Annotated in this window: 10 protein-coding genes; all 10 read left to right on the top strand. The window is 39.8% G+C overall.

Annotation, left to right across the window (positions count from 1 at the left end):
- The first annotated feature begins 225 nt into the window (after nucleotides 1-225).
- The 10 genes from ACT29I_RS06405 (at nucleotide 226) to ACT29I_RS06360 (ending at nucleotide 15,203) form a co-directional block, all read left to right on the top strand.
- Complete coding sequence (locus tag ACT29I_RS06405; protein ID WP_444792970.1) at nucleotides 226-3,342, top strand: SusC/RagA family TonB-linked outer membrane protein; 3,117 nt, start codon at nucleotides 226-228, stop codon at nucleotides 3,340-3,342.
- A 23-nt stretch (nucleotides 3,343-3,365) separates the two neighbouring features.
- Entirely contained in the window at nucleotides 3,366-5,162 is a 1,797-nt protein-coding gene (locus ACT29I_RS06400) for a RagB/SusD family nutrient uptake outer membrane protein (protein WP_430934204.1), read from the top strand.
- Between the two features lie 12 nt (nucleotides 5,163-5,174).
- Nucleotides 5,175-6,734, top strand: a complete 1,560-nt coding sequence (locus ACT29I_RS06395) for a hypothetical protein (RefSeq protein WP_444792969.1) — start codon at nucleotides 5,175-5,177, stop codon at nucleotides 6,732-6,734.
- 41 nt (nucleotides 6,735-6,775) lie between these two features.
- On the top strand, nucleotides 6,776-6,973 hold the full coding sequence (locus ACT29I_RS06390; protein WP_444792968.1) for a hypothetical protein: 198 nt from the start codon (nucleotides 6,776-6,778) through the stop codon (nucleotides 6,971-6,973).
- A gap of 41 nt (nucleotides 6,974-7,014) precedes the next feature.
- Nucleotides 7,015-7,245: a hypothetical protein gene (locus ACT29I_RS06385; RefSeq protein ID WP_430934206.1), complete on the top strand. Its 231-nt coding sequence runs from the start codon at nucleotides 7,015-7,017 to the stop codon at nucleotides 7,243-7,245.
- A 158-nt stretch (nucleotides 7,246-7,403) separates the two neighbouring features.
- Nucleotides 7,404-9,920: a glycoside hydrolase family 2 TIM barrel-domain containing protein gene (locus ACT29I_RS06380; protein WP_444792967.1), complete on the top strand. Its 2,517-nt coding sequence runs from the start codon at nucleotides 7,404-7,406 to the stop codon at nucleotides 9,918-9,920.
- Between the two features lie 234 nt (nucleotides 9,921-10,154).
- Nucleotides 10,155-11,168, top strand: coding sequence for a zinc-dependent alcohol dehydrogenase (locus tag ACT29I_RS06375; protein WP_430934208.1), 1,014 nt, complete (start codon nucleotides 10,155-10,157; stop codon nucleotides 11,166-11,168).
- A 233-nt stretch (nucleotides 11,169-11,401) separates the two neighbouring features.
- On the top strand, nucleotides 11,402-12,250 hold the full coding sequence (locus tag ACT29I_RS06370) for a gluconate 5-dehydrogenase (RefSeq protein WP_430934209.1): 849 nt from the start codon (nucleotides 11,402-11,404) through the stop codon (nucleotides 12,248-12,250).
- Nucleotides 12,251-12,349: 99 nt separating this feature from the next.
- Nucleotides 12,350-13,807, top strand: coding sequence for an aldehyde dehydrogenase (aldA, locus tag ACT29I_RS06365; RefSeq protein ID WP_430934210.1), 1,458 nt, complete (start codon nucleotides 12,350-12,352; stop codon nucleotides 13,805-13,807).
- Between the two features lie 304 nt (nucleotides 13,808-14,111).
- On the top strand, nucleotides 14,112-15,203 hold the full coding sequence (locus ACT29I_RS06360) for a mandelate racemase/muconate lactonizing enzyme family protein (protein ID WP_430934211.1): 1,092 nt from the start codon (nucleotides 14,112-14,114) through the stop codon (nucleotides 15,201-15,203).
- Nucleotides 15,204-15,214: the final 11 nt, after the last annotated feature.

Below are 15,214 nucleotides of genomic sequence, written 5' to 3'. Positions count from 1 at the left end.
TTAATGTTTAAATGTTGTAATACAAAGGTTTTCAAATACACCCCAATGGTTTTCAAACACCCATTTAGTGTTCAAATACCCTCACTCAAACTGCTTTTTGCTCCCCTAAAACCAGACTTGTTCGGTTTACATTTGTTAACATGATTCAGCATTTATAAACAATTCTAAAATAAGCCTGAATCAAATTTGATGAATAGGAAATTAATTAAATCAAAATTCGAGTTTATGAAACAAATGCGAACAAAATCAAGAAAGCTGTTACTCTTGCTAGCATTCCTGATTACTTCTCTGGGTACGTTGTTGGCCCAGGAAAAACAAATAACAGGTGTGGTTACGGAAAAAGCAACAGCAGAACCCATTCCGGGTGTAAGTGTAGTTGTTAAAGGTACAACCAACGGAACGATTACCGATATTGATGGTAACTATAACTTGACGGTAAATCAAGGTGACGTTATTGTATTTTCTTTTATAGGATACACCAGTCAGGAAGTTACGGTAGCGGCATCCTCAACTATTTCGATAGAACTGGATGCAGATGTAGTTTCTTTAGACGAGATTGTGGCTGTAGGATACGGAGTTCAAAAGAAAAAAGAAATTACCGGAGCCGTTGCTCGAATCAAAACAGATGAAATGACAAGAGTTGTATCTTCTGATTTTACCAAAGCCTTGCAAGGGCAAATAGCCGGAGTAAGTGTTGTTGAGAGCAGCGGTCGCCCGGGTGAACAGGCTAATATTCAAATTCGTGGATTAGGATCTTTAAATGCTGATACCAACCCACTTTATGTTGTGGATGGAATTCCTTACGATGGAAACCCTAATATTGCGTCGGAAGATATTGAATCGGTAGATGTGCTTAAAGATGGAGCTGCGGCAGCTGTATACGGTACTCGTGCTTCTAATGGTGTTATCTTAATTACCACCAAAAGAGGTAAAGAAGGACAAATGAAAGTGAATTTCTCTTCTTATTATGGTGTACAGGATATTACTTCTGGTACTGAGCTGGCCAACACAAAAGAACATATCTACATTCAGGAAATGATGCAACGTTCGCAAGGTTCGCATACGCAATTAATTGATTATAGCCCCAATTTAATTGATTATGATACGGACTTTGTGGGTGCTATTACAGAAGATAATGCGACTATTCAGAGTTATAATCTTTCTCTTTCAGGAGGTAAAGATGGATTAACTTACAATGTAAACACAAACTATTTTGATCAGGAAGGTATTCTTCGTCAGTCCGGTTACGACCGATTTACTACCCGTTTGAATGGTAGCTTAAAAAAAGGAAAGTTTGATGCTTTTGTAAGTATGAGTATGATGCAGTCGAACAAAGAAAACGAGCCATGGGGATTGTATGATTATGCCATCTTTCAGCACCCTTCCCGACCGCCTTTGGGAACTTATGAATCAACAAACAACTCTATTCTGGTTGATAGTAACAACCCGGATCACGTGGGATTTTTGGCCAACTTATTAAGTAACGAAGACAATAGGAGAGAGAACAGTTATAATGTAACGGCAAACCTAAAATATGAATTCATCAAAGGTTTGACTTATCAGGCAAACCTGGGTATGGGTTACTGGAATTACAAACGTAAGCACTGGCAACCACAGTACTTAGTTTATGATAAGGATGGGGATGTAAATGAAATCGGTAGCCGAACCCAAGCTATTTTAGGAACCGATATATATAGCAGTACTAAATATACTATGGAGAATATACTTAGTTATTCTAAAAGTTTTGGTAATCATAGTATTGGGGCGGTGGCTGCATATACGATTGAAAAAACTGACAGAGAGGATATATCTATTGAAAAAAGAGATTTTTTAAGTAATTCTGTTCAGGTGTACGATGGAGCGAGTGAGTTGACAAAAATTTCAGGTTCTGATATTAACCGTAGAATCGTTGGTAAATTAGCCAGGATACAATATAATTTTAAAGACAGGTATTTCTTTAGTGCCAGCATTCGTCAGGATGGTTCTTCTGTGTTTGGTGAAGAAAACAGATATGGGGCATTCCCGGGAGCTTCAATAGGTTGGAATATTAGCGATGAGACCTTTATGGATCAGTTTGAATGGCTGGACAACCTGAAATTAAGAGCCAGTTACGGTGAGGTTGGTAACCAGGGAATTACACCTTACCTATATGATGCGTATGTCGAACCAAATATCGATTACGTATGGGGTCCGGAAGGTAGTGATGAGTTAGGTTCCGGCGCTATTCAAAGAACCTATGGTAATCCTTTTGTGCAATGGGAAACGAATATTTCAAGAAACATAGGTGTTGACTTATTGATGTTTAATGGTCAGTTTAGCTTTACCGCCGACCTGTATAAGAATGATAAAAAAGATATGCTAGCTAAGATTTATTTGCCAGCTTCTACAGGTACTACGGTAGCAGGTGATTGGGGAATCTATGATAACATTACTTCCAATATTGGTAACATGACCAATAAAGGTATTGAGTTGAGTTCGTACTTTAAACAGCGAACCAAGTTTGGTTTGAACTGGCAAATTACCGGTACGTTCACTAAAAATATTAACGAAATTGAGGATCTTGGGGAGTTAACAAGCCTTGCTAACGAAGACAGTAAACCGGGGGTGTGGCGTTCGGCATTTTTAGATGTAACTACCTATATGAAGCCGGGTTACGAGGCTGGATCCTTCTTTTTGATCCCAACAGACGGTATCTTCAATACGCAAGAAGAGTTAGACGCTCATATGTATACCAACAGTGAAACAGGCGAGGTTACTGCTATTCAGCCTAATGCACAACTTGGCGACCTAAAAATGATGGATACTAACAATGACGGAAAAATCGATGACCTGGATAGGGTTTATCAGGGATCAGGTATGCCTGACTTTGAAGCAAGTTTGATTTTTAATGCAGACTATAAAGGATTTGATTTTTCAACTCAGTTGTTTTATTCACAGGGGAACAAGGTGTTTAACGGAGCAAAATTATTTGCTTATAGCATGAAAAGACATAAGGACATGTATTATGCCTGGACTCCACAGAACAATACTTCTGATATTCCTGCCGCCAGAGCAAGTTCTGAGCATGAAAATTTCAGATCAAGAACAGACTACTTCCTTGAAGATGGTTCTTTCCTAAGAGTGAGAACGCTAACATTGGGTTATACTGTGCCAAAGAAAGTGTTTAATGGTAAAATTGATAGACTTAGGGTTTATGTGACAGGCCAAAACCCATTTACATTTACCAATTACGAAGGTTACGATCCGGAGATTGGTGGAAACGGAGTGTCAAACAGAGGTGTTGATAAAGGAAATTATCCAGTAACACGTAAGTTCTTATTTGGTGTAAACGTTGATTTTTAATCCCCATTTAATAGAAAATAATTATGAACAAAATATATAAATATAGCTTAATGTTCTTCTTGCTGCTTGGTGTGCTTACCAGTTGCGAGGACGAATTATTAGACCAGGCAAACCCGAATGCCATTACCACAGGTTCGTTCTGGCAGTCGGCTGACGATTTCGATAAAGCCGTTAACGCAATGTATAGTGCTTTGCAATTTCCGGCAGTTAGTGGAGGTGAAGTAACCAAAGCAATGTTGATTGGTGACATGGCTGGTACCGAAAGCTGGTACGGTAGCGCCTTAACATTTACCAATTTAACATGGAACGACGCAACGGCTTATGTAGTGGACCGCTGGTCGCAATTGTATGTAGGTATTTTAAGAGCAAACCAAGTGCTTCATTACGTTGAAGGAGCAAGTTTTTTTACTGAAGAAGAAAAAACTTCGATAAAAGCACAGGCACGTTTTCTTCGAGGATATAATTACTTTTTATTAGCAGTTACCTATAATCAGGCCATTATTCAGGATAAGCTAGCGTTCTCGTCAGATGATTTCCATAAACCAATGAGTACTCGCGAAGAAGTTATAAATGCCATGGTAATTCCTGATTTAACTTATGCCTATGAGCATTTGCCTAAAACATGGGACGGTAACCAAAATATAGGTCGTTTCACATGGGGGGCTGCTGCATCTATGTTAGGTAAAACTTATTTGTACGAGAAAGACTTTACCAATGCTGCTAAGTATTTTAAAGAAGTAATTGATGAGGCTGATGACAATGGTTTGTACCGTTTGGTTACTACTTACATGGATAACTTTACCTTGGAAGGAGAGTTTAATTCTGAATCTATTTTAGAGGTTGCTTTCTCCGATAATTACAAAGCAGGAGCTAGCGGAGCCCGACAAGATGATATTGGTTCTGTTCCCGGATCTGAGGCGCAAAATTATCCCAGTGCATTTGCAAGTATTGTTGGAGCAGGGGGGTATAATACGGTATTGCCAACTTATTGGTTGCAAGAGTTATTTGTTGCAGGTGATTCTATAGATGTTGGCAAAACTATCAATGCAGGTATGAGATATTCTCAACGTACCTATGCTTCTATTGTTGTTGAATATGGAGATGGGGAATATTACAATGCTCCCCTCACCGCAACGGATGATGAAAAGAGTAAAGCTAACTTTAACTACGGACAAGGTTCAAAAGTGAAGAAGTGGACAAACTGGTATTGGAAAGATACGGAAGATGCTAGTACAGGAGCTCGTTGTGGTATCAATATCCGTTTGATTCGTTTGGCCGATGTTTACTTGATGTATGCAGAATCTGTTTTAGAAAGAGATGGAGAGTCTGGCGTTGCGGAAGCATTAACTTATATCGAAAAAGTTAGGGAAAGAGCCGGTGTTTTAACGCTACAACAATATATGGACGAAAAAGGAGGAATGATGCCAAAATTAGACAAGCCTCGTTTCCCTCACGGTTTAGCAGAGCATGAATTGGTAAACCTAAATGCCGCTAACTTAATGACTCACTTAAGAATGGTAGAGCGTCCATTAGAGTTGGCTTTTGAAGGTTATCGCTGGTACGATTTAGTACGTTGGGGAATTGCTGCAGATGTTTTTTCGCAAAGATTAACAGAGCAGGGATTAATCTCTGATAAATTAATCGGTAACTATATTAATAAGGATGATGGTTCTGCCGATGAAAAGATTTTCCCATTATACTTAAACGAAAGGGTTAGACCTGACTGGACCGTGCCAACTGCCACATATAACAGTGCTACACACGATTATTTCCCGGTACCATCTATCGAAGCTCAAAGAAATAAATTGTTACAAGAATAAACTAAGTAGATTATGAACAAGAAATATATAAATATAGGAATCATTCTATCGTTGTTTGTGTTGCTGTTTACGGCATGTGACGATGATTATGAGGCTCCGGGAAGTGATGTCAACCACGCTTTTATCACTACTTCTTTCGGAAACAAAACAAACAGAACGCAAATTAACAATAGAGTTAATTTAATGGACTTCTCAAAAGGTGTTAAGTCCAGAACCTGGACTTTTGGTGACAATGTAGTTGATTTAGATTATAACCCCATTGCTTCATCCACAGAGGAGTATCCCAAAATTAGGTTTACAACACCTGGTCAGCATTCTGTAACTTTGACACAAACATATAATGGTAATGTGTGGATAGGTGAAACAGAAACCTCTTCAGCTAGTTATGATACTACCATTACCATTACTGTTGTGGATAGTATTAGAGCTGATTTTTCTGCAGTTAGGGTACAGGAAGGAACAACTTTAACTAATGCAGAAGGTGCACTAAATGTAATTGAAGGAGGTAGGGAAATTTCATTTACCGATTTAAGCACAGGTGAGCCTAACGACTTAAAATGGATTCTATCCAGACCCGATGGGTTTAGAAGAGAGGTTACCGAAGCTCCTTATACCACAAAGTTAAACAGTGTGGGTAACTATGATGTAACCTATATCGCTTCAAGTGCCTTTGGAAAGGATACGCTGGCATTTAAGGACTATATCAAAATTATTCCATCTACTGATCCAATGATTTTGGAATCAATCACAGCTGATAAAAAAATCAGATTAACATACAGTCGTGATGTAGAGTATCCGGCCTACTGTGATCCAGCATCCATTACATTAAATATTACAAATGATGGTAATCCCGTTAGTGGTATTACGGTAACTGGTTTTTCTCTTGATGCTAATATGCCAAACATTATCATTTTATCATTAAGTAATGAAATCTATAATACAGATGAAATTACTATTAGCTACGATGATGCTGTTGGTAATCTTGTATCTGCTGATGGTATGAAGATCGATTCATTTACCGATGAAGCAGTAACTTTCACCACCCGCAAAGATTTATTTGAGGTGACCGGATTTGATGGTACTGTTGAGAATTCTACAAATTACAACTGGGCTTATGCCTGGTGGGGTGGCGAATGGGGTAAGTACAATATCGGTAATAATGTAAGTACTGCTGAGGTTTATGAAGGTACACAAAGTTTATATTTTGATATGCAAACCAACGGCGGGGCCATATTGAACTTCAGAAATGACGCAGGTACTAACCTGAATACCGTTCCGGTAGAAGCTGGAAAACTTTATGAAGGGTCATTCTGGATTTATATTGAGGAACAAGGAACTGAAGCTTCTAATCTCTTGTGGATGTTACCAAACAACGGTTGGGCAACCATGATGGGAGTTTACTTAGGAGGAACAGAAACAACCGGAGAGTGGTACAAAGTGTCAACCAGGTACGAAGCTACAGCTACAGAAGACTTGAGTTTTGTTATTCGCGGTCATAACCCTACAGCAACTGGTCCTTTGAAAATCTATATTGATAATATGAAGTTTGAAGAGCTTGAAAGAAGACCATAATAATTTGATTTAAGGACGAGAGGGTGTCCGAAACTGAGTTTTTGAAAATTATAGACTTACGATTTGTAAGTGCCATGCAACTGGCTCTTCCCCCTGGCTTTGAAGCTAGGGGGAAGTACCGCATCGTAGATGCGGGGATGGGGGTTATTGAATATCTCAGCTTATCATCTGAAAGTTACTTTGTTAAGTTAAAACCGTTTGAGGGAACCTTCTTGCCTAATAATTTAAAACCTATTTAATCTGCCTTAGCTTAACTTTTAAAACGCAAATTTATCTGCCAATGCAAAAGTTAGCCATGTATATTGTATCATCATTTGTTTTTATTGGGAGTTTGTGCGCTCAAACAAAGGTAACAGTCGACGTCAATCTGGATGTAAAACGTAAGATAGCGGATATCACTTTAACGGACAGAAACAAGTTTATTACCATTCATGCCGACGTGGACGAAAGAGAATGGGATGGTGATAATTTTATTTCCGACTTAAAGGATGAATTCCTGAACGGTTTGTAATATTGGCAGTATTAAATGGAAAATGAACTGTGTTGATACAGAAGACCGAGACAGAGGTGGTTATATAATCCTGAGGGAATTGTTTAGAATGGACAAAGTAATATGATTAACTATTCAAACAGTGAATACAAAGCACAATATGATTAAAAAATAAAGCCATGATCCAAAATATATCCATATCCCTTTTGTTATTGATAACCCTTGCATGCCAACCTAAAGTAAGCATGCAAAGGAATTTCGATTTTAATACCGGTTGGCAGTTTTATGTAACGCAGGATAGTACTGCCCACAATATAGATTTGAGTGCCTTAGAATGGAAAACGGTACAATTGCCTCACGACTGGAGCGTGGAGTTTCCTTTCGATTCTGTTAAAGGAGAGGGTTGTACTGGTTATTTGCCTGGCGGAATAGGCTGGTACAAAAAAGAGTTTAATATGGATGTGTCCGATGATGAAAAGGTTTATGTTTGGTTCGACGGCGTTTATAATAATTCGGAATACTGGTTGAATGGACAAAAACTGGGTGAGCACCCCTATGGTTATTCTCCTTTTTATTTCGATTTAAGCAATCATTTGAACACTAATGGTAGAAGTAATGAGTTAGTGGTAAAAGTAGACCGCAGTAGATATGCCGATAGCCGTTGGTACTCGGGTTCAGGAATCTATAGGAATGTAAAGTTGGTGAAGGTTAATAAGCTGCATATACCTATTTGGGGTACTTTTGTTAAAACACCTTCGGTATCAGAGGATCAAGCCGTGGTTGAGATTGAAATCTCCGTAAATAATACAAAGGAGGAACACGAAACATGCGACGTCGTAACTGAAATTATTGATCCTGAAGGAACCGTTGTAGGCAGAATGGTAAATGAGGGTTGTTTCTCTAAATCTGGATCGTCGACTATTACCCATAAATTATCCCTGAAAAAACCTCGGTTGTGGGATATAAAAAAACCACAGTTGTATATTGCAAAAACTTCCATTATACGCAAAGGTGAACTCATCGATCAATATAGTACACCCTTTGGAATCCGTTCGTTTAGGTTCGATAAGGATAAGGGTTTCTTCTTGAATAATGAAAATATGAAGATTAAAGGCGTGTGTTTGCACCATGATGCCGGATTGGTTGGCGCTGCCGTTCCTAAAGGCGTATGGAGACGAAGATTACAATTGTTAAAAGATGCGGGATGTAATGCCATCCGTGTGTCACATAACCCTGCCTCTGATGAGTTTCTTGAATTGTGCGACGAAATGGGATTCCTGGTTCAGGACGAGTTTTTCGACGAGTGGGATTATCCTAAAGACAAGCGTTTTAATATGAACGAGCGTCACGATGATTATATTACCCGGGGTTATACCGAGCATTTTCAACAATGGGCCAAATTCGACTTAACCAACACCATGTTGGCTCACCGAAATCACCCATGTGTTTTTCAGTGGAGTATAGGTAACGAGATTGAGTGGACTTATCCTCGAAACGCGAAAGCAACAGGTTTCTTCGGCAACATGAACTGGGATGGAAATTACTTCTGGTCGCCACCGCCCTTTTCACCCGAAAGAATTAAAAAGGAATACGAAAGCTTACCAAAGCAGAAGTACGAGATTGGTAAAACAGCGCATAAACTGGCCAAATGGACAAGGGAACTGGATACCACACGACCTGTGATTGCCAACTGTATCCTTCCATCGGCCAGTTTGGAAAGTGGTTATGCCGATGCGCTTGATGTGGTGGGATATAGCTATCGCAGGGTAATGTACGATTATGCCAGGGGGAATTATCCTGATAAAACAGTGATGGGAACTGAAAACGTGCCCCAGTGGCACGAATGGAAAGCCATCGAAGATCGTCCATATATTTCAGGGACATTCCTTTGGACTGGTTTCGATTATATGGGAGAATCTAATGGTCATTGGCCCCAAAAAGCTACGCCTAGTGGATTGTTGGATCTGGCAGGATTCCCTAAACCACCTTATCATATGTATAAAACGTTATGGAACCATGAACCTCATATTTACATGTGTACCAATACCGCTGCGAAGTCTCAATACCATGTTGTGGACGGCAAGTTGCTCGAAAAGAAACCTGGTGCCTGGGAGCAATTCTTGTGGTTTTGGTACGACGTAAACGAGCATTGGAATTACAAAAAGGGGGAGGAGGTTATTGTAGAGGTGATTTCTAATGCTTCAAAGGTTGAGTTGTTGCTTAATGAAAAGTCTCTAGGAGTAAAAGAACTGGCTCAATTTCCAGATAGGATATATAAATGGTCGGTTCCTTTTGTGGCGGGTAAACTGGTAGCTAAAGCTGTGGAATCAGAAGCGATGACCGAGATTCAAACATCAGGTAACCCCGCAGCTCTTAATGTGGAGGTTGATCATAACAGCCTATTAGCTAATGGTGCGGATGTTGCCCATATCGTTGTTCAGGTTGTGGACGAAAATAATAATCCTGTTAGGGATATGGAGCTAGAACTAATGTTTGAGGTTGCAGGCCCGATAATAAGTTTAGGGGTTGATAATGGATGCGAGCGAAATGTGCAGGCTTTTCAGTCCAACAAAATAAAAACACATCAAGGAAGAGCTATGATGATTGTGCAAGCCCGGGACAAAACAGGAAGTGGTACGATCATAATAAAATCGGACAACTTAAAACCTGTTGAAACTGTTTTAAGGGTTCAGTAAGTTGATAGATATTTAATGGCTAAATGCATTTGTTAAAATTGGCACTAGTGGTAAATGATAAACTCAACAAATACTATACATGCGTTATAGTTCTTTGACGTTTAGAGACATAATAGGTGCGAAAAAATGTAATTACCGATTGTATTTTAAGAATTTACACCCCTTAAGTTTAGAATAATAACCCTACGTTTGGTATGAAATAAAACAATCAAGTAACAATTTATATAAATACATATGAAATCATCATTATACGAAGGAAACAAGACCTTCACAGTAGTAGAAAAAGAAAAAGAAGAGCCAAAGGCTGGCGAGGTGCGCGTTAAAGTAGCATATTGTGGTGTTTGTGGAACCGATATGCATATCTTTCACGGGATGATGGACCAAAGGGTAAACATCCCGGAAACCATCGGTCACGAAATGTCAGGAACTATAGATGCAGTTGGCGAAGGAGTATCTGAATTTAAAGTTGGTGATAAGATTACCGTTCGCCCGTTGGATAACAGATTAGAAGAGGCTTCTGACAAGGGACACGGACACATAGCCAAAAAACTTAAGTTTATCGGTATCGATAGCTCCGGTGCTTTCCAACAATATTGGAATGTTCCTGCTTTTACACTTCACAAATTACAGGATGCTACAGATTTAAAACTGGCTGCCTTAATAGAGCCTTTGGCGGTTGCCTGTCACGATGTTCGCAGAGGTGGGCTAAAAGCTGGAGAAACTGCTGTTGTTTCAGGTGGGGGTCCTATTGGTTTATTGGTAGCTATGGTGGCCAAAAGTAAAGGTGCTAAGGTTATCCTTTCGGAGGTGAACGATGTACGTGTTAAGATGGCCGAGAAAATGGGATTCGAAGTGGTTAACCCGGCTAAAACCGATTTGGTTGAGTACGTTGACAAGAAAACCAACGGTGGTTTGGCCGATGTAGTTTTCGAAGTAGCGGGTGTTCAGCCATCTCTTGATGTAACTACTGAAGTAGCTGGTATTCGCGGTCGTATTGTAATGGTTGCTATCTACGGTGAACCAAAACCAGTAAATCTTTTCAAATATTTTTGGAAAGAATTGACTTTAATCGGAGCGCGTGTATACGAAAAAGAAGATTTCGATGAGGCTATCGATTTAATTACCAAAAACGAATATCCATTTGAAAATATCATTACCGATACGAAGCCATTGGAGAAAATTCAGGAGCTTTTCGAAAGCATTGATGCTAACCCAGAGGGTATGAAATTTTTGGTGGATTGCCAATAAAAGCCGTTGGCTTTTTATCAGTATTCAGTTGGAGCGAAGCGACATCCCGACACCTTAAAATTAATTTTGGCGGGAAAGCAGTCATTTACAGCTTGCTTGAATAACCCTGGGTTTTAATCCAGGGAATAATAAACAAAAAATTACTGTCGCATTACTTGGTTGGCAGATATACTAGCAAACTTTGCGACGGGATTGATAGCAGGTGTTGAGGTATTCACCATCAATTCTCCATCTTGGAAAACAAACATTTAAACAACTATACAAATAATAAAAAAATGATAAACGTAAACGAATTATTCGATTTATCCGGAAAGGTTGCATTGGTAACCGGAGGTACTCATGGTATTGGTATGGCATGTGGTAAAGCATTAGCTGCCGCAGGAGCAAAATTATGTGTGAATGATATAGATGATGCTAAGCTGACGGAATGTAAAGCTGAGTATGCTAAAGACGGCATTGATGTGTATACCATTAACTTTAATGTATGTAGCGAAGAAGGCGTAGATGCTGGTGTTTCTCAAATTGAAAAAGAAGTAGGACCGATTGATATTCTTGTAAATAATGCAGGTATCATTAAGCGTATTCCTATTTTAGATATGCCAGTTAAAGAGTTCGAACAAGTGATTAATGTCGACCTTGTTGCTCCATTAATTGTAGCTAAAAGAATTGCTCCGGGAATGATCGAGCGTCGTCAGGGAAAAATCATCAACATGTGTTCAATGATGAGTGTTTATGGTCGTCAGAACGTATCAGCTTATGCAGCGGCTAAAGGTGGTTTAAAATTATTGACAGAGAACATGACTTGTGAATGGGCTAAATATGGTCTTCAAATCAATGGAATCGGACCTGGTTATATTGCTACTGCTCAAACAGCTCCTATCCGTGTAGGTGGTCACCCATTTAACGATTTGGTTATGACTCGTACGCCTGCTAACCGTTGGGGAGAGCCAGAAGATGTAGGTAATGCAGCATTATTCTTAGCTTCTAAAGCAGCTGAATTTGTTAATGGTCATATATTATATGTAGACGGTGGTATCCTTGCTAACTTTGGATACGTTAAAGGAGAAAACGAAGTAGAATAATCTTACCCCCTGGAAATAAACAAACTAATCATATTGTAAACCTGAGTTGGATAAGGAACCTATCTAAAACTCAGGTTTTAACCTAAATAAGAAAATGTAATGGGGGCAGAAATATTGAAATTTGATCATTATATAAATGGTCAATGGCTTAAGCCGGATAACGGTGAAACCCTGGAGGTTTTAAATCCATCCAATGATGAAGTGGTGGGTTTAATTGCTAAAGGAAATAAAAAAGATGCTGAGGTAGCTTTAAAAGCTGCCGAAACTGCTCAAAAAGATTGGGCTAAAGTGCCGGCGCGAAAACGTGCTGAATTACTTTATGCTTTAATAGACCAAATAAAAGCCAACAGAGAAGAAATTGCAACAGTGTTAACGAAGGAGCAGGGTAAGCTTTTTAAAGTAGCCCAGTTTGAGGTGGATGTATGTTGTAGTTTTATTCAGTATGCTTGTGAATGGGCACGTAGAATTGAAGGTGATATTGTTCCGTCGGATAACGAAAACGAGCAAATCTGGATTCAGAAAGTGCCTCGCGGAGTTATTGTTGCCATAACAGCGTGGAATTTTCCATTGGCTTTGGCAGGTCGTAAGTTAGGTCCTGCTTTGGTGGCGGGTAATTCAATAGTTATAAAGGCTACCGACGAAACACCAATGTCGACCTTGATGTTGGGAGAGTTGGCTAAAAAAGCCGGTATTCCTGATGGACTGATCAATATCGTTACCGGTCCGGGAAGAGAAATTGGAGATGCCTTGGTGCGTAACCCCATAACCAAGATGGTTACCATGACAGGTAGTACGCCTACCGGGCAGGCTATCATTAAAGCAGCATCTGATAATATGGCGCATGTTCAATTGGAATTGGGAGGTAAAGCACCTTTTATTGCTTTTGAAGATGCAGATATCGATGAGGCTGTGGAAGGAGCACTTCATTCTCGATTCGACAACTGTGGCCAGGTTTGTACTTGTAACGAGCGTATGTATATCCACGAGGATATATATGATGAGTTTATGGAGAAATTCATGGCAAAAGTAAAAGGCATCAAAGTAGGAGATCCATTTGACCCAACGTCCGATATGGGAGCGAAGGTAAATAAATCGGAGCTGAAACACATGCAGGAGCTGGTGGATGTAGCCGTAAAAGAAGGAGCTACCTTGGCTTACGGTGGTAAAAAACCCGAAGGAGCCGGGTTCGAAAAAGGAAACTGGTTTATGCCAACCGTACTTACTGATGTAAAGCAGGATATGACCATCGTTCACGAAGAAGCATTCGGACCTATTTTGCCGGTTCTTAAATTTAAGGACTTTGATGAGGTAGTGGGATATGCCAACGATTGTGAATTTGGCTTGGCAGCTATGGTATATACCAACGATATGAACCGTATTATGAAACTGAACCAGGAGCTTGAGTTTGGTGAAATATACATCAACCGAGGCCATGGAGAGTTACACCAAGGTTTCCACAACGGTTACAAAATGTCTGGTACAGGTGGTGAAGACGGAAAATATGGCTTTGAGCAGTATCTGGAAAAGAAGACTTTCTACGTACGTTTCAAAGTCTAGAAAAAGGACTAACAAAGACTCGGAGACACGGTTTTTTATAATTCCTGTTTCCTGAGAAGAGGTGTTAAGTAAGCCGATTGAAAATCAAGCACTAAAGTGTAAGATATAATAGCCCAGGGCATCGCCCTGGGAAATTAACAAAGAAAAGGTGCAATCATTTGGTTGTTGGAAATACAAACTTGTTTTGTGCCGAAATTGTACGAAGATTCAATAACCTATGTTTTGGTCTTTATAAATCAACATCGAGATAAAAAGAAAACTCTGTGCCTTTGCATCTCTGTGTTCATAAATCCATTTGGAAACCATGACAAAAATTAAAAACATTAACACCCGCATTTTTAAAGTGCCTTTAGCTGAGGTTCTTTCAGATGCTAAACACGGTGACCATTATCATTTTGAGTTGATTACTTCTACAGTGACTCTTGAGGATGGTAGTGAAGGGACAGGTTATACCTATACGGGAGGTAAAGGCGGTCATGCCATCAAGGCGATGATCGATCATGACTTTGCACCTGTGCTTTTGGGTAAAAATGGTGACGAAATAGAAGAGATTCACGATTTTATGTGGTGGCATATCCACTATGTGGGTCGAGGTGGTATCGATGCTTTTGCTATGGCGGCCGTAGATATTGCACTTTGGGATATCCGCTGTAAAAAAGCGGGAGAGCCTCTTTGGAAAGTAGCAGGAGGTAATGATAATACCTGTAAGGCTTACTGCGGAGGAATCGACCTTCAGTTTCCTTTGCCAAAGTTATTGAATAGTATTCAAGGTTACCTGGATAGAGGATATAATGCGGTAAAAATAAAAATCGGGCGAGATAACATGGATGAAGATATCGAGCGTATCAAGGCAGTGCGAGAATATGTTGGCCCTGATGTGACATTTATGGTAGATGCCAACTATTCTATGAGTGTTGATCAAGCCATTGAGTGTGCGAACCGTTTCAAAGAATATAATATTTACTGGTTCGAAGAGCCAACTATTCCTGACGACTATAAAGGATTTGGTAAGATTGCCGATGCTACAGGTGTGCCATTGGCAATGGGAGAGAACTTACATACCATTCACGAGTTTGAATACGCCATGGCAGATGCCAGGTTATCCTTTGTTCAGCCGGATGCATCTAACTGTGCCGGTATTACAGGATGGTTGAAAGCAGCAAAGTTGGCGGCAGAAAACAATATCCCTGTTTGTTCGCACGGAATGCAAGAGTTACACGTAAGTCTTGTTTCGTCGCAACCTAATGCCGGTTGGATTGAAGTGCACAGTTTCCCTATTGATGAATATACAAAACGACCATTGGTGGTTGAGAATCATAGGGCAGTAGCTCCTGATACACCAGGTATTGGTGTGGAGTTCGACTGGGATAAACTGGCAGAATACGAGGAGAAATAGAAATCAGCTTA

The organism is Saccharicrinis sp. GN24d3 (assembly GCF_052400645.1).
In the GTDB taxonomy this organism is placed as follows: domain Bacteria; phylum Bacteroidota; class Bacteroidia; order Bacteroidales; family Marinilabiliaceae; genus Saccharicrinis.
The sequence above is the reverse complement of the archived record's forward strand: the minus strand, read 5'-3'. Positions and strand labels throughout refer to the sequence as shown.